The organism is Dokdonia ponticola (genome assembly GCF_042653865.1).
GTDB classification, from domain to species: Bacteria; Bacteroidota; Bacteroidia; order Flavobacteriales; family Flavobacteriaceae; genus Dokdonia; species Dokdonia ponticola.
The window spans coordinates 71971-95046 of the sequence record NZ_JBHSFV010000007.1 but is presented as its reverse complement, the minus strand read 5'-3'; the positions used below and the strand labels follow the sequence as shown (position 1 = coordinate 95046).

The window sequence follows — 23076 nt, the reverse complement described above, 5'->3', positions numbered from 1 at the left end:
GAAAAAGCAATAGCATATGTATGGTATTGCTTTTATTTTAACGAAACATTCAAAATAAAAAATAGCGTAGTCCTCTAAATAAGAGAACTACGCTATTTTTTGTTTGAGATATTTTTGAATATGTATTGCGAATGATTATAAGGTACAGCCGTCTACTCAAACTGCTGCACCGTTCCTGAATTGGAAAGCACCAGTAGTTGTATATCACTGTTCAATACAAAGCCATTCATATCGGCATCTGCAGCAGAGTAACTTTCTCCGCCTCCTGCAAGACCTAAGGCTTCGGTAATATCTGTATTGAGAATCTGGCTACTGCCGTCTGCGTCACCGGCAATCATGGCAAAGGTGCCATTGACCTGGGTAAGGGCAAGATTTTCTCCTTTCGCGAAAGCGGCATCTTGCGTAAAATCTAAGGTACTCACTGTACTGCTTAAAGAAGCGGGTACTGCTGCCAAAACACCTATATGATTGCGGTGTTTGATGGCAATAAAATAATCGCCGGCATCTTCTGTAAAGGTGATACTCGAACTACCATCCAACCCGACGATATCGCCATCTCTTTGCAATAATGCAGATGTGCTGTTGACGAGTGTGGTATTGTCATTATCAACACCAGAACGTAACTCTATCAGTACCCAATCAACGATGGCATTGGCGCCTGTAGTAGTAAAAACAGAGGGAGCTACCGTCGCACCATCGCCATAGGGGGAAGTGGTAGGGAGTAATCCATTTTCGCGTAAGCTATCTCGCATCAAGCCTTCTTCACCTGCAATAGGATTTGTGGCCGCACCTTGTAAGAATACTTTTAAATTGACTGTGATCACGAGTTCAGTAATCGATCTGAACCCTGTCCAACCGGCATCTAAATACGCCTGTGTGGTACCTGCAGGCACAAAAAGATCTACGTTAGAACGGTCTCCAAAACTACTCACTTGAATAAACGCAGGAGAAGTGTCTGTCGTGGTAATCTGCTCTAATGGATTCCCAGAAAAAGCGTTACTTCCTATGCTTTCTAATCTGGATGGTAAGGTAACATTTACCAGGCCTTCGTTATCAAAAGCATTGGCATCTATTGCTGTGACTATAAAGTCTGTACTTTTAAAATTAAAGGTACTAGGCATTACAAAATTTGAGGGTAAAGACCCCGTGTTTTTTCTCAGCAGACGCATTTTGTTTACTGCTTGGTTTCTATTGATAAACTCAAATACTATATTTTGAAGTACACCACCGCGTCCTATGGTAGAGGTATACACACCATTGATACTAAAAAAACGAAAGGCATCCTCTGGGCTTTGATTATCATCATCATTGGTACTTGTGTTCCACAAACTGCTGTTTAAATACGCATCCAGTGCCGCTTCGGGTACAATGAGATTAATATCCCGACGGTTACCAAAACTACTCAGTTGCACAAAGGCAGGAGAAGTGTCTGTAGTAGTAATCTGCGTTAATGGGTTCCCATTAAAAGCATTGCTTTCTATACGGTCTAATCCAGAAGGTAAGGTTATACGCTCTAAGCCTCTGTTAGCAAAGGCGGCGTTGCCTATCTCTTTTATTGTAAAGGTTATACCTTCATTGTCTGTGGTTTCTGGAATGATTAAATCTGTAGCGGTTATTGTTCCTCCTGTAATTGCTACTTCGTAAGGTGTTATAGAGGTGACGGTGTAATTCAAATTGTTTTCTGAAAGTGTAGTACCTACTTGAATTCCATTTACGGAAAGAAACCCTGTCCAATTGGCAGCTTCATAGTCGGTTGCGGTACCATCAGGTATGGTTAAATCGATAGTACTTCGGTCTCCAAAACTATCATTAGCTCCTGTAGCTATAGTAGGTGGTGTGGTAGCTTGAGAGTTGATTGTTATTAAAGGATTACCGTCAAAAGCTTGCGTGCCAATATCTGTGATAGCTGCTGGTAGGGTAAGTGTTTCTATATTATTATTTTGGAAAGCCCTTTCATTAATAGATGTTACGTTGCTGGGAATGGTAATATTTGTGAGGTCATTGTCTGCAAAAGTTAAGTTTCCTATTACCGTTAGATTTTCTGAAAGTGTTACTGACTCAAGATTGTTGGCTCTAAAAGCAGCACCACTTATTTGCGTTACTGTATTAGGAATAACGAGACTTGTTACTAGGTTCTCGGCAAAAGCACTATTCTCAATACTTATTATGTTACTTGGAATAATTACACTCGTTAGCTGATTTCTAAAAAAACTTTGTAAAGAAATTACAGTAAGATTACTATTAATAGTAAGCTCTGAAATCTGGTTGTCTTGGAAACTAAAATCACCTAAAACGGTCAAGTCATCTGGCAGGATTACTGCAGAAATTTGGTTATTTCTAAATGCTGCATTACCAATTTCTCTTACAATGTTTGGAAATGTTATGCTCGTTAAACCAGCTGCTTCAAATGCACGCTCTCTAACGCTTACTACCGCAAACGTATCTACGCCATTTGACACCGTTTCCGGAATCACTAAATTTGAAGTAGCAGGAGTTCCTCCTATAATAACCACTTCATTAGGCGTTAACGAAGTAATTTTATATCGCAGATTGTTTTCAGTAAATTCATTTACAGAATTAAATCCGGTCCAGCTAGCTGCCTCATAGGCTGCTTCACTCTCGAAAGGTATGGTTAAATCTATCGTACTTCTGTCCCCAAAACTATCATTAGCACCTGTAGTTATGATAGGTGGTATGGTAGCCTGTGAGTTGATTGTTGTTAAAGGATTACCGTCAAAAGCTAGCCTGCCAATATCTGTGATAGTTGCTGGTAGGGTAAGTGTTGCTATATTATTAAATGCAAAAGCTTCTTCTCCAATACTAGTAAGGCTATTAGGCAATGTTAGTGTCGAAATATTGTTATTTCTAAAGCCATTTTTTTCAACTTCTACTATGTTTTCAGGTATCTGCAGATTTTCTATTTGATTGCCCGCAAAAGCCTGATTTCTTATGACTGTTAGATTTTGAGGTATTTCTATACTTTGCAGTAAGTTGTTTTGAAAAGCTCCTAGTCCCAAGCTTGTAAGATTATCTGGGAGTAATATACTTGTTAATTGATTTCCTGAAAAAGCACGTTGACCGATTGCTTGTATCGTCTCAGGTAAAGCCAAAGACGTTAACCCTAATTGCTGAAAAGCAGTATTACCCACACTGGTTACTGTAAAGGTATCTATACCATTAGATACGGTTTCCGGAATGACTGCATCTGTTGTAGGCAATATTCCTCCGGTAATTTCTACTTCATTTGGCGAAAGCGAGGTAATTACATAATCTAGGTCGTTATCTGTAAATGCACTACCTACTCCCGTATTAATAACGCCGTTTATCGAACGAAATCCAGTCCAGGTAGCCGCTTCATAGGCTGTTTCTGTTCCTGGTGGAACCGTTAAATCGATAGCATTTCTATTCCCAAAGCTATCATTAGTACCTGTAGTAATAGCAGGTGGTGTGGTGGCTAAAGAATTTACTGTTGTTAAAGAATTATCTTCAAAGGCTCGGTCACCCACGCTAGTGACTGTTGAAGGCAATGTTAGGTCTGTAAGCTCATTATTTCTAAATACATCATTACTTATAGTTACTAAGCCTTCTGATAATGTGAGACTTGATAAAGGATTATTCCTAAAAGCTTCATCCTCAATAGTAGTAATCGTTGCAGGAAAAGTGACTGCTGTTAATTGTTCATCTTTAAAGGCTTCCACACCCACGCTAGTGACTGTAAAGGTTGAACCTAGATTTGTAACAGTTTCTGGAATGACTAGTTCACTTGTAGCGGGTATGCCACCAATAATTGCTACTTCATTAGGCGTTAACGAGGTCACACGATAATTAAGATTGTTATCTGTAAACGTATCTCCTATTTCAAAATCTCTAATACCGTTTACTGTAAAAAAACCTATCCAGGTAGCCGCTTCATAGGCTGCTTCCGTTCCTGGAGGTACGGTTAAATCAATAGCACTTCTATTCCCAAAGCTATCATTAGTGCCTGTAGTAATGGCAGGTGGTGCAGTGGCTAAAGCATTTACTGTTGCTAAAGGATTACCTTCAAAGGCTCGGTCACCCACGCTAGTGACTGTTGAAGGCAATGTTAGGTCTGTAAGCTCATTATTTCTAAATACATCATTACTTATAGTTACTAAGCCTTCTGATAATGTGAGACTTGATAAAGGATTATTCCTAAAAGCTTCATCCTCAATAGTAGTAATCGTTGCAGGAAAAGTGACTGCTGTTAATTGTTCATCTTTAAAGGCTTCCACACCCACGCTAGTGACTGTAAAGGTTGAACCTAGATTTGTAACAGTTTCTGGAATGACTAGTTCACTTGTAGCGGGTGTGCCACCAATAATTGCTACTTCATTAGGCGTTAACGAAGTCACACGATAATTAAGATTGTTATCTGTAAACGTATCTCCTATTTCAAAATCTCTAATGCCATTTACTGTAAAAAATCCTGTCCAAGTAGCCGCTTCATAGGCTGCTTCTGTTCCTGGCGGTACCGTTAAATCGATAGCACTTCTATCCCCAAAGCTATCATTAGTGCCTGTAGTAATGGCAGGTGGTGCAGTGGCTAAAGCATTTACTGTTGTTAAAGGATTAGCTTCAAAAGCTCGGTCACCCACGCTAGTGACTGTTGAAGGTAAGGTAAGGTTTGCTATATTACAACCAATAAATGCACGAGCTCCAATGGTGGTAAGACCTTCAGAGAGGTCAAGAGTTGAGATATTATTTCCTTGAAAAGCTTGAAAACCTATACTCACAAGACTCTGTGGTATGGCAAGGGTTGTTATATTATTATCCTGAAAAGCCCTATTACCTATACTCACAAGATTCTGTGGCAAGGAAAGTTCTGCAATATTATTATCTTGAAAAGCTTGCGCATCTATAGTAACCATACCATCTGGTAAGCTGAGTGTAACAATTTGATTATTCCTAAAAGCTTCCACACCCACGCTAGTGACTGTAAAGGTTGAACCTAGATTTGTAACAGTTTCTGGAATTATTAGTTCACTTGTAGCTGGTGTGCCACCAGTAATTGCTACTTCATTAGGCGTTAACGAGGTCACACTATAATTAAGATTGTTATCTGTAAACGTATCTCCTATTTCAAAATCTCTAATGCCATTTACTGTAAAAAATCCTGTCCAAGTAGCCGCTTCATAGGCTGCTTCTGTTCCTGGCGGTACCGTTAAATCGATAGCACTTCTATCCCCAAAGCTATCATTAGTGCCTGTAGTAATGGCAGGTGGTGCAGTGGCTAAAGCATTTACTGTTGTTAAAGGATTAGCTTCAAAAGCTCGGTCACCCACGCTAGTGACTGTTGAAGGTAAGGTAAGGTTTGCTATATTACAACCAATAAATGCACGACCTCCAATGATGGTAAGACCTTCAGAGAGGTCAAGAGTTGAGATATTATTTCCTTGAAAAGCTTGAAAACCTATACTCACAAGACTCTGTGGTATGGCAAGGGTTGTTATATTATTATCCTGAAAAGCCCTATTACCTATACTCACAAGATTCTGTGGCAAGGAAAGTTCTGCAATATTATTATCTTGAAAAGCTTGCGCATCTATAGTAACCATACCATCTGGTAAGCTGAGTGTAACAATTTGATTATTCCTAAAAGCTTCCACACCCACGCTAGTGACTGTAAAGGTTGAACCTAGATTTGTAACAGTTTCTGGAATTATTAGTTCACTTGTAGCTGGTGTGCCACCAGTAATTGCTACTTCATTAGGCGTTAACGAAGTCACGCTATAATTAAGATTGTTATCTGTAAACGTATCTCCTATTTCAAAATCTCTAATACCGTTTACTGTAAAAAAACCTATCCAGGTAGCCGCTTCATAGGCTGCTTCTGTTCCTGGCGGTACCGTCAAATCGATAGCACTTCTATTCCCAAAGCTATCATTAGTGCCTGTTGTAATAATAGGCGGACTGGTAGCTAATGAAGAAATTGATGATAACACGTTGTCTTCAAAAGCTCTTGAACCTATGCTGTTTATAGTTGAAGGTAAAACAATGTTATCTATACTATTACGTGCAAATGCTAAACTTCCAATAGTATTGAGGCCTTCTGGTAAATCAATAGTCGCTATATCATTTTCTAGAAAAGCTTGAAGTTCTACTGTTATAAGACTCTGCGGTAGCGTGATTGATGCAATATTATTATTTCTGAAAGCCCGCACCTTTATAGTCGTAATTCCCTCTGGTAAGTTCAGTGTAGAGATACCATTATCTCTAAAAGCTTGATCTTCTATAGTTACAATCGTTGCAGGAAAAGTGACTGCACTTAATTGTGCTCCTCTAAATGCAGAATCACCCACACTGGTGACTGTAAAGGTATCAACACCATCAGATACAGTTTCTGGAATCACTAGATCTGAAGTAGCAGGAGTCCCTCCTGTAATTCGTACTTCGTTAGGGCTAGTGGATGTCACCGTATAATTTAAACCATCTACGGTGAAGGATTGAGCAATGCTGTTAAATGCCAAGCACAGAAAGGTGCATACGAGAATTATTTTTTTCATAGTAGTTTATTTCTTATTAAAATAAACTTCAAAATAATCATACATCTGTGGTAGTACCAACAAACAGTTGGTATCAACTGGGTATCGTTTTTATAATTTATTGATAATGTGATTTTTAATAAACGAAAGATGCACTATTTTACTGCATTCTAGGTACTGAGATTGTAATTCTTCTTGGATTATTTTAGGTATGTAAACTAGCAAGTAGAATGTCATAGTCGCAACCTACTTTTGCCCATAGTTCTCGACTGCGCCTGTCTGCCGTGCAGGCAGGCTCGAACAGATCGTTGTAATAATTTAAAAATAAAATTATCAACCACTTACAATCCTATGTAGGTATTTCTAGCTTCAGTATGAATGTCGCTTTTTTAACTTATTGCTTCGGTCTCACTGCATTTGCATCTCTGATGTACGCTTTCGCGAAAGCGAATACACAATCTAATGCGATACGGGTTTGTGAGAACTACCTCCATACTTTTTGGCATGTAAACCAGCAATCAGGTTCACTATCATCAGAAGCGCAAAGCAGTGAAGCCTTTTTTGAAAAATAAAATAGCAGATTAACTATAGAAATGTACTAATGAAACACTTGTTGCAAGAATTTGATAGTGTTATTCAAAAAATAGTAGCTCACTAAAAAATCCCATAGGCGATTTTGACAAAGAGTACAAGAACTAGCGTATCATTTCTTTTTCAAGATGTGCGACTATGTCAACATCTGAGCCTAGGTTAAGCTTTTTGCGTATCCGATATCGCTTTGATTTTACAGAGGCGACCGAAGTTTTTAAGAGCTTGCTTATTTCTGCGGTACTTAATCCAACCTTCATAAGATATAACAGCTCTTTATCTTTTGGTTTCAGCATAGGGTACTGCTTGTCCAAATAGACTTTAAAATCTACAGACACTTCATCAATATGTTCTTGCAAACTTGCTACGGCTCGTTGGTTTGATTTTTCAGCAAGGAGGGATGTAGAAAGGGATCGTAGCTCTTTGTCACGCTGCGCTATATCATGTTTAGTAATAATCTCCTTAATGTCGTCAAGGGTTTTATTGAGGACTTCTTCTGTAATAGAGCTTTCTACTAGTATCTTTTTCAGTTCGCTTTCTCTATTTGCCAGTGCTAGTTTTGCCTTCATTTTTTCCATTTGCTCTAGGGCAGTTTCGTTGCGTGCGAGGGCTACTTTTTGTCTTTTATTTTTTACAACAACATATATGATACTAAGTCCTAGTGTAAGTGCTGTGATGAAGAGTATTATATACAGTTGTTTCTTGGTATTGGCATTGTCTAGTTGGATGGCAGCAATTTCTCGTTCTTTATCAAATTCATAGTTAAGCTCTTGTTCTGTAAATCGTTTGGTTTCATCTATATTTTTTAAAGAGTCTGAATACTGCTTGTAAATGACATAATTTTCATATGCGATTTCATAATCACCAAAATAGCGTGCCATATTACTTTTAGACAAATACTGACTTAACAGGCTCCCTTTACTATCCAAGCGCTTGCTATAATATATTGCACTATCTAGTGCCTGAAAAGCAGCCTCTTTATTATTTGAAAAAGCGTAAGCGACTCCTAGATTCATAAAACACGCAGGTAATCCTATCATACGATGTTTCTCCTTATGTGCTGCTATATTCCCTTTATATAATGAAATTGCTTTTGCATATTCTTTATTATACAGATAATATGCTCCCATATTAGCATCTGCATTAATACGAATAGCAAAGGTGGTGTCTAATTGTTTTACCTTGTTTAAGAAAAAGGGAACTGAGTCTTTGCGCACCCGATAGTCATTTAATAATACCGCATAATGCATGTATGTATCAGCAAGGCCTATGCTGTCGTTAAACTTTTTTTGTATATTTTCTGCTTCTTTGAAATAATGGATGGCAGTTGTTGTATCATTACGCACTTTAGACAAATTTCCTCGTACGATAAATGCACGTCCTAAAAGAATAGAATCTTTAAGCACATTTGCAATATCTATTGAGGATTGAATAGTAGCAAGTGCCTCCAAGTGCTTATTCTGTTCCACATCACACTTGGCCATCACACGAAGTGCACTTCCTCTCAATTTTAGAAAATAAGGAGTACTGTCTTTTTGTTCTAAAATCTCTTTGACTTCAACAGCTAACGATCTTGCCTTATTCACATCAGTATCATAGAGATAATCAGAGAACGCTACTTTTAATTTCAACTTTACAGAATCTGTTTTAGCTTGTTGAATGCTTTCTTGAAACTGTGAAATAGTTGCATCTTCATTTTGTGCTATGGTAGCGAAATACCCTATAAAGAGGAGAAAGAGGAGTAGGTAGGTTTTCATTAAAGACGTAGAGGAATGTTTATATACGCAAAAATACAAATAGGTATCAAATGACACCTATTTGCAACAAAACGATACCCATATGATACCATACCCCTCAGTGATCACTTAGCTTACTAGCTGTGCACTTATAGGAAGTATACTTACTCAAACTGCTGCACCGTTCCAGAATTTGCAAGCACCAGTAGTTGTATATCACTGTTCAATACAAAGCCATTCATATCGGCATCTGCTGTCGAGTAGGCTTCACTACCTCCTGCCAGCGTTAAAGCTTCCGTAATATCTGTATTGAGAATCTGGCTACTGCCGTCTGCGTCACCGGCAATCATGGCAAAGGTGCCATTGACCTGGGTAAGGGCGAGGTTTTCTCCTTTCGCGAAAGCGGCATCTTGTGTAAAGTCAATGGTGCTTACAGTGCTACTTAAGGGTGCTGGCACCGCTGCAAGAATACCTATATGATTGCGGTGTTTGATGGCAATAAAATAATCGCCTTCCTCTTCTATGAAGGTAACAAAAGAGGTGCCATCCAATCCTACAATATCTCCATCGCGTTGCAATAAGGCTGAGGTACTGGCAACTACGCTTGTATTTTCGTTATCTGTTCCTTGACGTAACTCTACGAAGACCCAATCTACAATGGCGTTGGCGCCCGTAGTAGTAAACACAGTTGGGTCTACGGTAGCGCCGTCGCCATAGGGGGAAAGTGTAGGGAGTAAATTATTTACTCGTAAATCATCACGCATTAAGTTTTCTTCTCCTGTAATTGGGTTTAGACTGGCTCCTTGTAAAAATACTTTGGGCGCAACGGTTATAGCTACATCTATTTCTGTAATAGAATTGAAATTAATCCAACCCCCATCTTCATAAGCTTGTGTCGTTCCTGTAGGTATGGCTAGATCTATGTTTGGTCGATTGCTAAACGTATCGTTATTTCCTGTGGTGATACTAGCAGGTACATTTCCCAATGCTATCACTTCAGATAGTGGATTTCCTTCAAAGGCACGAAAACTAATACTACTTATAGTTTCAGGAAATGTAATACTTGTCAATTCGTTATTACGAAAGCCTTGCCCACCTATAGACACCAAATTATTGGGTAGTATAACACTCGTTAATTGGTTATTGCGAAAACTACTTGCTCCAATACTCACTATCGTATTAGGAAGGATCACACTTGTTAAATCGCTAGCATCAAACGCGCTACCTCCTATTGCGGTGATTGTAAAATCTGAATCACCACTACTAACCATAGCATCAACAACAAGGTCCTGAGGAACAGCGATTCCTCCTGTAATCGTCACTTCATTAGGCGCTACTGATGAAACCGTGTAGTTTAAATTATTTTCAGTAAAGACGTCTCCCACTTCAAAATTAATCACTCCATTTAGCGAATTAAAATTTACCCAACCCGCAGCTTCATAAGCTGCTTCTGTGCCTTCTGGGACTGTTAAGTCTATATCATTTTCGTTATCAAAGGAATCATCACCTGTTCCTAAAACAACACTAGGTGGTGTTGGATTTAAAGAGTTAATACTATTTAAAGTCGAATTATTAAAAGCAAGTTGACCAATACTCACTACATTTTCTGGTAGTATGAGCGTTGTTAAGTCATTATTTTCGAAAGATCGAAAACCTAGGGTTTCCAAGCTACTTGGAAATGTAACACTCGTTAAATCATTATTGGAAAAACACCTGTTAGGTAAGTCTGTAACGCCCTCTGGAATCACTACAGATTCAAGCGCATTAAAACGAAATGCTGCCGTCCCTATAGCACGAATTGTAGTAGGAAACGTAACACTTGTCAAACCAGAAGATTCAAAAGCCCCATCGCCAATACCCACGACAGTAAAGCTAACATCTTGGATTAATACGGCTTCAGGAATTATTAAATTGGTTGGTATGGTAGTTCCTCCCGCTGCTTCAACTTCTGTAGGATCTAAGGCTGTAACCGTGTAGGAAAACCCACCAACCTCTAATGTATTTCCTACTTCTAGTGATAATTCTCCATTGATCGTTGCAAATCCTGTCCATCCACTATTGAGATAGGCCAGCTGTGTGCCTATGGGTATGGTTAAATCGATACTACCTCGATTACTGAAAGAATCAGTAGTTACGTCAGTTGTGATATTTGCAGGAGTACTTCCCAAAGCAATAACAGCTACGAGCGGATTTCCTTGAAATGCTCGAAAAGCAATACTACTAACAGTCTCAGGAAATGTAATACTCGTTAATTGATTATTACGAAATGCCTGCCCTCCTATCGTTGTAATTGTATTAGGCAACGAAACACTTGTTAAACCATTAGAAATAAACGCACTACTTCCTACAGCAGTCACTACAAAATCTGAACCTCCACTGCTTACATTTTCTGGAATCGTTAGATTTTGAGGAACTGAATTTCCCCCTGTAACGCTCACTTCATTAGGAGCTAATGAGGTTACCGTGTAATTCAAATTATTTTCAATAAAGGTATCTCCCACTTCAAAATTAACCACTCCATTCACTGAGTTAAAACCTACCCAACCTGCAGTTTCATAAGCTGCTTCTGTTCCATCAGGAACGGTTAAATCAATGTTACTCTCGTTAGTAAAAGAATCATTGTTTCCAGCACCAGTAACAACACTTGGCGGTGTAGGATTCAAAGAGTTCACACTAGTTAAAGGAGAGTTTGTAAAAGCGAATTGTGCAATACTGGTTACATTTTCTGGTAGTACAAGACTTGTAAGATCGTTATTTTCGAAAGATCGAAAACCAATCGTTTCTACACTAATAGGTAAGCTTACACTTATCAAGTCATTATTAGAAAAACAGCGTTGTGGAATGTCAGTAATCCCATCTGGAATAACCACTTCGGCAATCCCATTAATTCGAAATGTTGCTTCTCCTAAATCCCTCAATGTACTTGGTAATGAAACACTTGTAATACCTTTACCCTCAAAGGCACTATTACCGAGAGCTACAACCGTAAAATCTGTTCCATTATCTGAAACAGTTTCAGGAATGACTAGGTCTGACGTAGGTGGCGTACCTCCTGTTAATCGAACCTCATTAGGAACTAAAGCTGTAATAACGTAGGATAATCCATCTACCTCAAATAGGCCACCAATGATAGGTTGTTGAACACCATTTATAGAGTTAAAACCAGTCCAACCTGCGGTGAGATAAGTGTCTTCTGTACCATCAGGTACGGTTAAATCTATATTACTTCTGCTACCTCCAAATGTTGTCGTTCCAATGGTAGCAGGTGTTGTGCCTTCTGCTGTAATGATTGCCAAAGGATTGGCTCCAAAGGCACTCTCCCCTATAGATACCATTGTACTTGGAAAGGTAATATTTGCAATACTATTAAATCTAAAAGCTCTTTGACCAATGGTTTCTAATCCTTCAGGCAATTCAATAGTCGTCAATGAATTTTGATCAAAGGTAAAATCACCGATACTCCGTATCGTAGTTGGAAATGAAATGCTTGTAATACTCTTACTCTCAAACGCGTTATTGCCTAAAGCAACGACAGTGAAATCGTCAATACCATCGTTTACGATATTTGGGATCACTAAATCTGACGTAGGTGGCGTGCCTCCTGTTAATTGAACTTCATTAGGTGTCGTAGATACTATCGTGTAGTTTAAACCATCTACTGTAAAGGTTTGCGCAAATGATCTAGAAATACTAAAGAGTATACAAAGTATAATGACAATTTTTGTTTTCATCTTAATTAAGTTTTTTAATTCAGTACTATTCTGTAGGAATTGTTTTGTTGTATTTTATGTCACAAAACCTAGCGTATAGCTATTGAAATTCTTCAACTCAAAAGTACCAAGAGCAATGATTTATCCCCTGAAAACAAAGGCATCAAATGAGCCTCGATTTTCACAACTATTTGATATTCAATTTTTTAAATACTTTTTGTTTACTCAGTCACTAACGTGAACGTGAAAAATCAACGTTAAAGCGGAAAGCACTTCCTTACGGTCAAGGATTCATCTGTAAAATGAGTAAGAAAATGATTCTTTATAGAAGTAAAAAAGGATCAATCCCGCCTTTAATTTTTTGTGAACGGAGGTAAAACTAACACATCGTTTTTCATATATCCTTGCTTACATTATTTTGAACATCTACTTTTACAGAAAGATTACACAACTATTTACATAATTCAAAGTGGGTATTTGGTCTTATGGTTATTGTTTCAATTGATAGATGTTGCTCGATATGCGCACTAATATCTATGTTCAGATCGATGTTTAATTTTTTCAGATACGATATTTTGTAGATTTCACTGAAGAAACGGAAGTATTCTAGACTTTTGTTATCGCATTAGTGGTTGAACCAAATTTTATGAAATATAATAGTCTTTTCTCTTTGGCATTAAATTCTAGAAACCTCAGGTCTAAAAAAAATAAATTCTATTTCTACTTCATTTACATAGGATTATATACTTAACAATATCCCTTTGAGTTATTTTTTCAAAAAGCAACGTCGCGGATAAAGAGCGTAATGCTAGCACAAAACCGACATGTACCTCGGCACAAAACACTTTTACGTATTTGAAATTAGCATTTAAACTATCGGTTTTGAGAACGTAGTATCACGAAGTTCAAAGATTGCTAGCCTGTGTTTTGAAGTATATTACAAATACTTAGTACGCTTTCGCGAAAGCGGTATCCTGCGCAAAATCAATAGCCGTTATTCAATCAAAACTTCAGTATCAATCGTAGTAGATTCTATAGACCGCAAAAAAAATGACCTCATTCTTACCCCAAATAAGAAAAAGGCCATCTTCTAAACTAAAACCTAGTTATCTTTTAATTAATTGTTTACTTATACTTCCAAAGGCACCTTCAATTCTAACAAAATAAGTGCCGTTAGAGATCCTTGAAATATCCATTGATATTTCATTTAGAATGCCATTTGATTTATTGATTGCTACACGTCTGCCTCTTACATCATAAATAGCAATCGTGTCTATAGATAATCCATTAGGATTAGAAATAAACACCTGATTACTTGCTGGGTTAGGGTACAGGCTAAGACTACTATCAATGGCATCTTGTACACTAAGATTATCATCTACCGTAAGTTGGAATTCACAACAATTTTCATTACCAAATTCGTCTGTTGCACAAAGTGTTACTGTATAAACATCTTCATCTAACAATGTTCCTGGAAGTGGGTCTTGTGAGAATTGGGCAATAGGATTTGTACAGTTATCTTCTGCAGATGCTTCCCCTGTGGCAAAGTAATCAGGCACTTCAAAGGTTGTATTGCCCTCTTCTAATACAATGGTCTGATCGTCTGGACAGCTCACTGTCGGAGCGATCACATCCTCTACAGTGACAATTGCCGTACAAGAATCACTGTTATCATCAACACTCGTTACAGTGAGTGTAACGGTATTCTCTCCGATATTGGAACAATCAAAACTAGTAATATCAAGTGTTAGAGCTTCAGCATTTATAGAGCCCCCATCCACTTGCTCAGGAGTAATACTAGCTATACCGTTTGCATCCAATTGCACGCTAATATTCTGACAGATGGCCGTAGGAAAAGATTGATCTACGATCGTTACAATAGCATCACACGTTGCGGTATTACCACTAGCATCTGTAACTGTCAAAGTCACCGTGTTTTCTCCAACATCTGCCGTGGTAAAAATCTCTTGAGAACTACTTAAGGAGACTGTCCCACAATTATCACTACTTCCATTATCTATCTGTGATGCGGTAATCGTTGCATTCCCATCAGCATCTAGCTGTACGGTAACATTTTGACAAAGTGCTTCAGGTGCAAGCGTATCTTCTACGGTAACAATTGCCGTACAAGAATCACTGTTATCATCAACACTCGTTACAGTAAGTGTAACGGTATTCTCTCCGATATTGGAACAATCAAAACTAGTGACATCGAGTGTTAGAACTTCAGCATTTATAGAGCCCCCATCCACTTGCTCAGGAGTAATACTAGCTATACCGTTTGCGTCCAATTGCACGCTAATATTCTGACAGATGGCTTCTGGAAAAGCTTGATCTACGATCGTTACAATAGCATCACACGTTGCGGTATTACCACTATCATCTGTAACTGTCAAAGTCACTATATTTTCTCCAACATCTGCCGTTGTAAAAGTTTCTTGAGAGCTACTTAACGAGACCGTCCCACAATTATCAGTACTTCCATTATCTATCTGTGATGCGGTAATCGTTGCATTCCCATCAGCATCTAGCTGTACGGTAACATTTTGACAAAGTGCTTCAGGTGCAAGCGTATCTTCTACGGTAACAATTGCCGTACACGTAGCACTACTCCCGCCTACCGTAGTAACTGTAAGAGTGACGGTATTTTCTCCAATAGCATCACAAGTAAAAGTATCTACATCTAGGGTTAAGGTATCAATATCAGGATCAGTAGCATCACCTGCAAAAACTGCTTCTGGAGTAATTGTTACGGCTCCATTTTCATCTAATTGTGCGGTAATATCTTGACACGTAATTTCAAATACTACCGGCTCACTACAATCTGGGGTATAGTCAAAAATCTGAGATCCTGGCTCACCTTGACAATCTGCGGTTTCAAAATCAAACCCTACCAAAGGATCAAAAGGACCACAAGCTGTAAAAAATTGATCATCAAAAGGATTGGCAGCATCAAAACATACAGACGGATCTTCTCCGGTTGCTCCAGGAAGAAACCTTATTTTTACATGAACAAGTGCTACAGGTGTTCCCGCAGGTACATTTGTTCCATACATCCCTCCACTCGCATTTTGCTGCCAGATAAAGGATACTTTAGAATCCGTCGTGTCATTAGAGATAAAACTTGTATAATGATCACCTAACGGAACGGGAGTCCCACCCACATCAACAACTACTTCCCCTCCAAGCAGTGAATTTTCTGGACGCTCATACGCAATAGCTCCATTATTATCGACTTGGACTCCAAAAGCTGCGGAGTAATAATCTAAGAAAAATTGCCCTGATCCCATACCAAAAGCAACATCTGAAGAGATCATCACATCTACTTCATAAAAAGAATCCGGCCCTTCTGTGGTAATCTCTGGGTTTTCAAAAGAAAGGGTAATATCCTGCGCACTCATCGTAAAGAATGCGAGTAGCAATGCTATCCCAAGTGTAAAATGTTTCATCATTACATTATATTAGTCATTATTATTTGTGTGTACGCTTTCGCGAAAGCGCACACAACACTTATATATTCATGGCACAATACTAGAGCCTGGTCACTCTTATAGAAAAAAAACATACGTTAAGATGAAAAAACAACGCTGAAAAGGAATAAAATGACTTGTGATTTTCCCATCTTAATACTACATTTTCACTGTACACGAATGCACATACAAAACTAGTAGCACGCCTACTAATGGCGTATAACAATACCGCACAATGCTAGTACAAAACCGACATATTGTATGCGGTTTTATACTTTTAATACGTTTGTATTTGTGTGTACTTTTTAAGAAGATGTATTAGGAAATAGCAATGCCAGTAGGTGTAAAACCAAACTCTTTTTTAAAGCATTTTGTAAAATAAGAAGGGCTAGAAAATCCACATAAAAATGCAATTTCGGATACGGTATATCTACGATGTGTCAATGCTTCTTTAGCTTTACTCAAACGGGTACATGTAATCAATTGTCCAGGGGACTTACCCGTAGCTTCTTTTACCTTGCGTTGTAACTGGCGCTCACTCATCCCAAGGCTCTTTGTGAGCATTTCTACCCCAAAAGAAGAGTTGTCAATATGCTCATCTATAATCTTGATAAGATCTTCTAAAAACGAATCATATTTTGAAAAACTAGTGGAATGTCCTACCATTGGTGTATTCTCAACAGCATGCGTATTATTTACCTGATAGAGTTTACATAAAGATCCAGAATTATAGCGTAACATAGAGCTTTCTTCAGAAAAGTGAAATTCTGAACCTGAGAGTAAGTGCTTAATCGTTTGTGTGACAATGAGGCTACTAGATACGGAATGTGGGAGTAATGTATGATACATATACATATCCCTTTTATCTATTTTATATCCCCCATCTAAACACTCCTCTTTCACGTAGAGTCCTAGGTGTATATGGCTATTTTGATATTGAAAACTATCTAAGATATCGAGACCACTTTGTACCGCTTTCCCTGGGACTTTAAACCCTGCAATAAAACGCTCATTGTCGATATCTAATAGTACACCAGACTGCCTAGCGATACATTGCTTTATAGCTGTTGAATTTGTTCTTCCTAATGAGGTAGCGATTACTTTCCCAAATAGTATCGTAATCAATCCTTTTTTGGGTTCATTACTAGGGGGTAGTTCTTGAATGAAATCTTTTATTTCGTCTAGAACCTCTTGTGTATTTCCTGCCCAAAAAAGATGATCGTCTCCATCAAACTCCACAAATTTTGCTCCTTTGATGTGCTTTGCAATAAACCGTCCTTCTTCAATTTTTACATCAATATCATGAGTGCGTTGCATGAGAAGTGTAGGTACTTTTATATACTCCAAAATATCGATGATATTTACCTGCGTATTCATTTTAGTAAGCTGCATAGCTGCTTGAGGACTCGCACCAGATCTAAAATAACTCGCTAACCAGCCCATAAATTGCGGATCATTTGCTTTGGAAGGGGCTAGTGTTTCCAGATTCATCTGACCACTCCCCCAACTATGCTCAATCATATCATATACTTTCTGACGCTCGACATCGGTGGGAGCCCAAGGATAATTTTCAGAATACCGCCGCTTTGCAAAAATCCCAAAAGCGGTTAATGCTAATACACGATTAGGATAGGTAGCGCTAAATAAAGCAGATACACTTCCCCCTTCGGAATGTCCGAAAAGGACTGCTTTTTCAGATCCTGTGGCATCCATAACGGCCTTGATATCTTCCATACGTTCTTCTAATGTAGAAATCTCTACAACGCGGTCTGAAAGCCCTGTCCCTCGTTTATCAAAAAGAATCACCCTCGCAACCTTCCCTAATTCTTGAAAGAAATTAACTAACTCAGGACACGCCCACATCCAATCTATGTTAGAAACCCATCCCGGTATATACACCAAATCAATAGAGCCTGAACCAAAGACTTGATAGGCGATATTGATATTTCCGCTTTTTGTGTATTGTATGGAGGGTTTCATGCGAGTAATTTTTCTTTTTCATCCATTTTATGCTTACTTATGATGCAAAAAACAGTTGTCATTTTCTTTTTGAACAAAGTAACTATCCTAAGTTAGTTACGCCAAAGAAACAAGGGTAGCAAAAAGGTAGCGACATTGTTAATTTACTTATAAGCAGCCCCATACCATTACTCAATTCCATCGTAGTGCAAAATCTTCCCTATAGGTTTTCAGGTTTAGTTCGCTTTCGCGAAAGCGTATAAAGAAGCAGCATATACAGCACTCTTAAGATCGTCAAGAAGTAGAATCTGAACCGTAGGAAAAGCAATACGGTCTTGCTTAGCATCTAATCATCTTTTTATAAACACGGGATCTAGAAGATTTTATAGCAACTATTGTATTATTTTGAAGTTTACTAATTTCTGTGATGTTATTAATTTACTAGTGCAAGAAACAAATAGTATACTACACAAAAACTGACCTGCTAAAAAGATATGTATTAAAATTATGTGAGTTCTCCCCTTAAAGGCGTTTCAAAGACAGATTTAAAGACTTTAGGACCTAATTCTTGTCCTAATAAATACATCATTTTTGTAATGGCTGCCTCAGAAGTAATATCGCCACCACTAATCACTCCTATTTTTTTGAGTGCAATACTGGTCTCATAATTCCCCATTTGTACGCCTCCTCCAATGCATTGTGTTACATTTACCACAGGAATACCTCTTTTTATAGTTGCCTTTAAGGCCTCTATAAACCAAGTAGCTGTTGTTGTGTTACCTGAACCATAGGTTTCTAAAATTACCCCCTTTACCTCTTGAATAGCCAACATACCCAAGACTAAATGCTCAGGAATGCCAGGATACATTTTTAAAAGCAACACATCCGTGACAAGGTTACCATGCACCTTGAATGACTTTTTACTAGGTTTAAAAAGTAATTCCTGATTAACCATGAGATGAACTCCAGAAGTAATTAATGGTGGATAATTGGGAGAGTCAAATGCCTCAAAATGCTCTGAGCTTACTTTCGTCGTCCGATTTGCTCGATACAATTTATACTCAAAATACAGGCACACCTCTTGGACAACTGGCCTATTGCGTTTTTGCAAGGCTGCGATTTGTATCGCCGTAATTAAATTTTCTTTGGCATCTGTTCGTAAATCTCCTATAGGTAATTGAGACCCTGTAAAAATCACAGGTTTATGCAAGTTCTCCAGCATAAAGCTAATCGCCGATGCCGTATAACTCATTGTATCACTTCCATGCAACACCACAAATCCTTGGAAAGACTCATAATTTGAAGCGATTAATGAACACAACTCATTCCAGTACTCAGGATTCATGTTGGAAGAATCAATAGGCGTCTCAAATGATGATGTTTTAATATCACAATCCAATAACTGAAGCTCTGGTATGTTTTGCAATAATTGATCAAAGTCAAAAGCCTTTAATGCCCCCGTTTCATAATCTTTAATCATCCCAATAGTACCTCCAGTGTATATTAAAAGGATACTAGGTTTTACGCTCATAATTTTGATGTGTTGATTACTGGATTTGCATACATTAATAAGAAGCTCTCCATCTCTAATGGATTTTCTTTATTTACTCTACGCTCCAAACGTCTTTCAAAATGACGTAATTCTTTCTCGTCATAATACGATGCATATTTTGATGTATTATGATACAAATCGTATGCAATATAATTAGACGGCCATAATTTATAATGACGATGGATATTCTTATCGATTTCAGAAGCCAATCGCTGTAATTTATCATTATCGCTTTGTGCTTCATTTTCTATTAGATCATATATAGAAGGATCCAAAGGTGCTGCTTCTATATGAATACGCTTTTTAAATCCTAATGCCCCTTTGAGAATACTATTAAAATCTTCATTATTGGTTTTTATGTAAGGTATATTCTCTTGCTTTGCGACAAGCTCTGGCACTTTCAAAATATCTGTAGGGTCATACTCATAAGAGATGGCCACAGGAACAATATCCAATTCTTTTATATACTGCATCAAAGGTGTTTTACCTCTCGCCATCGTAATCATCTTAAGCACCCCTTGCTGCGTGACATCATTCCCATCCTTCGTTCTGCCTTCCCTTTGTGCCATCCATACAGACCTTCCTTCTGACAACAAAAGCTTCATATATTCAGACAACACTTTGGAGCTCTGTAATAACTCTCTTGGCGACTGACTACGCAATACCAAAAAATTCCTGTTAAGCCTAGACAAAGCCATCAAGAAATCCTTCTGTACCAAATTATCTCCTATCGCAGAAGCCGTTGTAATAAGCCCGTTATCAATCAGCGCTACATTAAGTAATGAGGTATCTAATACAATATCTCTATGATTTGATATATAAAAATAAGGCTTATTGGGTGATAACGTATCAAAACCTGCCGTAGTAAAACCTTCAGAACTTTTTGCTAGTAAATGCTGTACCGATTTATAAATAACCTTTGTCTGAAAATCATGAATAGAATAACAGTCTAATAAAATAGCCTGTATCTCCTCTGCAGAGGCCTCTGGGAATGTAAACTGCAACAATACCTTAAACATAGGATGTCTTGAAGCTTGTTGTAAAGCCTCATTCACTTCACTATCGTGATAGGGTCGTATGTGATCAAATGTAGAAATAACGTTGCATTTAGATTAATAGCCACAAAAGAAACAAATTTATTTGAGTTTCGTCTATATATAATTAACTAAGTTTAGGTGGTTTTTACGTTACCAAATACAGCCGTAGCATTCTCAGACGTAATTTTAGCAATTTCTTCCAACGGTTTTTGATAGATTGTGGCCAGTTTTTCTGCCACTAAGGTCACATAACTACTCTCATTACGCTTCCCTCTATATGGAACTGGACTCAAATAGGGAGCATCAGTTTCTAAGACAATATGCTTTAAATCAATTTCAGAGAGAAACTGATCAATTTTTCCATTTTTAAACGTTACAACTCCACCTATCCCTAACTTCATGTTGTACCCTATCGCTTGTAATGCCTGCTCTTTAGTGCCTGTAAAGCAATGGAAAATCCCAAAAAGATCATCCCCTTTTTCACTTTCTAGCACTTCAAACACTTCATCAAAGGCATCTCTACAATGAATCACAATCGGTAATTGATGCTTCTTAGCAAGCTGAATCTGCCGCTTAAATGCGTCTTTTTGAATATCCAGTGTACTCTTATCCCAATATAAATCAATGCCTATTTCTCCTACGGCATAAAAAGACCTACTGGCAAATTGCGCTTCTACATGCGCTAATTCTTCTTCATAATTCTCCTTTACATGGGTAGGATGTAATCCCATCATTAAGAATACCTGATCTGGATAGCGCGCCGCTAAGTCATACATGCGTTCTGTGTATTCAGAATCGATGGCGGGAATAAAAAAACGAGTCACCCCTGCATCCATAGCACGTTGGATCATCACGTCTTGATCTTCATCAAAAGCTTCACTATATAAATGGGTGTGGGTATCTGTAAAATTCATACTGCAAAAATAACAAAGCCCAAGAGGTCTATGAAGTCATTTTTACTTTTTTAATTTACATTCTGTAAATACAAGGATTATAGCTTTTTTAGAAGTTCTTGTGCCACCTCATGATCTTCGGCACCAGCAGGAATTTTTTCTAACAATTGTTTACACGCTTGTTTATCGCCTTGCTTCAGTTTACTGAGAGCGCCATACCAAGTCGCTTTATGCTTGTACAGTGTATTTCCGTCAGCTAGTTGACTAAAAATAGCATCTGCCTCGTCATATTTTTCAACTTCAACCAGTGCAATTCCTTTATAATATTGCACCTCAGCATTGGCGTCATCTGAGGCGAGAATTGCATTAAAATACGTAATAGCCTCTTGATATTCTTTGGCGTTGAAGGCTGTTTCCGCTTTCGCGAAAGCGGTCCCTTCCCCATCTCGCTCCACAAGACTGATGGATTCATTAAAAGCATAATCTGCGTATAGTGGATCGCCAGATGAAAACATAAAAGTGAGCCCAATAAGCACAATAACAGCGGCTGCGATCGCATACTTCCAAGGATTAAAACGAATCACTTTCACCGGTTTTTTAGGTGCCACTGAAGTATCTAAATGTTGGTCTGCAACTGTTTTCAACGTGTCTTTAAACGCTGCTCGCTCCTCTGAGAGATGATGACTTAAATGCTGATTGACATCTCTAAAAATGATAAAGGCATCGTTAAGGGCGGGTTCTGTCTTCAGCCTTGATTCAAAAGTTTTTTTGGCTTCAGGCGAAAGCGCTCCCTGAAGGTAATCGTCAAAAAGCAAAAGGGTTTCTTCGTCCATAACTATAGATGTTTAAGGGTTTGGTACTGCACAGATCCTTGCACCATTGCTGTAAGTTTCCCAATACAAAGGGATTTTTTCTTCCGAGCGTATGCGTAAGAAACTTCTAGTTTTTTAGCCACTTCTTCCATCGATTTAATAGAAAAACTAAGCTTTAAAAGTTTCTTGCAGGCATCCCCCATTTGCTCCAACATTTGGTTAAATAAATGAGCTCTTTCTTCATACAAAGCGGTCTGATCTGCTTGATCTTGTACATTTCTATCTATAGATGTTACCTCATCGTTTATTGTTACCCCTTCTGGCTTGTTTTTTTTCAAGAGATTCAACCACTTGCGTTTACAGATTAAGAAAAAATAGGCATCAAAAGGGCAACTCAAAGTAAGTCCTTTTGTCTTTGCCTGATCGTATAGGGTAATAAGTGCTTCTTGAATAATATCTCTAGCAGCAGCCTCATCACCGCTATTCTTTTGAATATACCCAATCACCTTAGGCGCAAAACGAGTGTATATCTCAGCAATCAGTTTTTGATCATGTATAAGCAATGCCTGTACATATTTCTGGTCAGGATGTACTTTGGAATCTCCCATGTTTGCTGGATTTATAAGTAGACTACCTCGGGAAAAGCCCAAGAAGTATATTAAGAAAAAAGAATTTGACGTTAAGGCTGTCCTCAACGTATGTACTGCTTCATTATCGAGTAAATATAAAAAAAAGTTCTAGAAGAGGGGTAACAATATGAAGCGGGTAATGATATAAGGGTGTAAAACAAAAAATAACATATCAAATTAATAGTAT

At 38.1% G+C, this 23076-nt stretch carries 11 protein-coding genes; 1 reads left to right on the top strand and 10 read right to left on the bottom strand.

The window, feature by feature from the left end; all coding sequences use genetic code 11:
• Nucleotides 1–152 precede the first annotated feature (152 nt).
• Nucleotides 153–6524, bottom strand: a complete 6372-nt coding sequence (locus ACFO3O_RS12275) for a leucine-rich repeat protein (protein WP_379979197.1) — start codon at nucleotides 6522–6524, stop codon at nucleotides 153–155.
• A gap of 353 nt (nucleotides 6525–6877) precedes the next feature.
• Here ACFO3O_RS12275 and ACFO3O_RS12270 point away from each other — a divergent pair, with 353 nt between their 5' ends.
• Nucleotides 6878–7075: a hypothetical protein gene (locus ACFO3O_RS12270; protein WP_379979195.1), complete on the top strand. Its 198-nt coding sequence runs from the start codon at nucleotides 6878–6880 to the stop codon at nucleotides 7073–7075.
• A gap of 123 nt (nucleotides 7076–7198) precedes the next feature.
• Here ACFO3O_RS12270 and ACFO3O_RS12265 read toward each other — a convergent pair whose 3' ends face one another.
• The 9 genes from ACFO3O_RS12265 to ACFO3O_RS12225 all read right to left on the bottom strand — a co-directional run bounded on the left by ACFO3O_RS12265 (nucleotide 7199) and on the right by ACFO3O_RS12225 (nucleotide 22868).
• A complete protein-coding gene (locus ACFO3O_RS12265) occupies nucleotides 7199–8848 on the bottom strand; it encodes a helix-turn-helix transcriptional regulator (protein ID WP_379979193.1) in 1650 nt (549 codons plus the stop codon).
• 143 nt (nucleotides 8849–8991) lie between these two features.
• On the bottom strand, nucleotides 8992–12558 hold the full coding sequence (locus tag ACFO3O_RS12260; protein WP_379979191.1) for a leucine-rich repeat protein: 3567 nt from the start codon (nucleotides 12556–12558) through the stop codon (nucleotides 8992–8994).
• A 1085-nt stretch (nucleotides 12559–13643) separates the two neighbouring features.
• A complete protein-coding gene (locus ACFO3O_RS12255) occupies nucleotides 13644–15989 on the bottom strand; it encodes a T9SS type A sorting domain-containing protein (protein WP_379979188.1) in 2346 nt (781 codons plus the stop codon).
• Nucleotides 15990–16325: 336 nt separating this feature from the next.
• Nucleotides 16326–17987 (bottom strand): alpha/beta fold hydrolase, encoded by a 1662-nt coding sequence (locus ACFO3O_RS12250; RefSeq protein ID WP_379979186.1) that lies wholly within the window; start codon nucleotides 17985–17987, stop codon nucleotides 16326–16328.
• Between the two features lie 484 nt (nucleotides 17988–18471).
• Nucleotides 18472–19497, bottom strand: a complete 1026-nt coding sequence (locus ACFO3O_RS12245) for an asparaginase (protein WP_379979184.1) — start codon at nucleotides 19495–19497, stop codon at nucleotides 18472–18474.
• Nucleotides 19494–20615, bottom strand: a complete 1122-nt coding sequence (locus tag ACFO3O_RS12240; RefSeq protein ID WP_379979524.1) for a 1-acyl-sn-glycerol-3-phosphate acyltransferase — start codon at nucleotides 20613–20615, stop codon at nucleotides 19494–19496. The genes ACFO3O_RS12245 and ACFO3O_RS12240 overlap by 4 nt, the downstream gene beginning before the upstream one ends.
• A 74-nt stretch (nucleotides 20616–20689) precedes the next feature.
• The gene (locus tag ACFO3O_RS12235) at nucleotides 20690–21469 is read right to left on the bottom strand and encodes a TatD family hydrolase (RefSeq protein ID WP_379979182.1); all 780 of its coding nucleotides are present in this window, start codon (nucleotides 21467–21469) and stop codon (nucleotides 20690–20692) included.
• Nucleotides 21470–21546: 77 nt separating this feature from the next.
• The gene (locus tag ACFO3O_RS12230) at nucleotides 21547–22281 is read right to left on the bottom strand and encodes a tetratricopeptide repeat protein (RefSeq protein ID WP_379979180.1); all 735 of its coding nucleotides are present in this window, start codon (nucleotides 22279–22281) and stop codon (nucleotides 21547–21549) included.
• 2 nt (nucleotides 22282–22283) lie between these two features.
• The gene (locus ACFO3O_RS12225) at nucleotides 22284–22868 is read right to left on the bottom strand and encodes an RNA polymerase sigma factor (RefSeq protein WP_379979178.1); all 585 of its coding nucleotides are present in this window, start codon (nucleotides 22866–22868) and stop codon (nucleotides 22284–22286) included.
• Nucleotides 22869–23076 lie beyond the last annotated feature (208 nt).

What these genes read in the sequence shown, in the direction of transcription:
- ACFO3O_RS12275 (WP_379979197.1), bottom strand. Translation starts at nt 6,524, where the DNA reads ATGAAAAAAATAATTCTCGTATGCACCTTTCTGTGCTTGGCATTTAAC.
- ACFO3O_RS12270 (WP_379979195.1), top strand. Translation starts at nt 6,878, where the DNA reads ATGAATGTCGCTTTTTTAACTTATTGCTTCGGTCTCACTGCATTTGCA.
- ACFO3O_RS12265 (WP_379979193.1), bottom strand. Translation starts at nt 8,848, where the DNA reads ATGAAAACCTACCTACTCCTCTTTCTCCTCTTTATAGGGTATTTCGCT.
- ACFO3O_RS12260 (WP_379979191.1), bottom strand. Translation starts at nt 12,558, where the DNA reads ATGAAAACAAAAATTGTCATTATACTTTGTATACTCTTTAGTATTTCT.
- ACFO3O_RS12255 (WP_379979188.1), bottom strand. Translation starts at nt 15,989, where the DNA reads ATGATGAAACATTTTACACTTGGGATAGCATTGCTACTCGCATTCTTT.
- ACFO3O_RS12250 (WP_379979186.1), bottom strand. Translation starts at nt 17,987, where the DNA reads ATGAAACCCTCCATACAATACACAAAAAGCGGAAATATCAATATCGCC.
- ACFO3O_RS12245 (WP_379979184.1), bottom strand. Translation starts at nt 19,497, where the DNA reads ATGAGCGTAAAACCTAGTATCCTTTTAATATACACTGGAGGTACTATT.
- ACFO3O_RS12235 (WP_379979182.1), bottom strand. Translation starts at nt 21,469, where the DNA reads ATGAATTTTACAGATACCCACACCCATTTATATAGTGAAGCTTTTGAT.
- ACFO3O_RS12230 (WP_379979180.1), bottom strand. Translation starts at nt 22,281, where the DNA reads ATGGACGAAGAAACCCTTTTGCTTTTTGACGATTACCTTCAGGGAGCG.
- ACFO3O_RS12225 (WP_379979178.1), bottom strand. Translation starts at nt 22,868, where the DNA reads ATGGGAGATTCCAAAGTACATCCTGACCAGAAATATGTACAGGCATTG.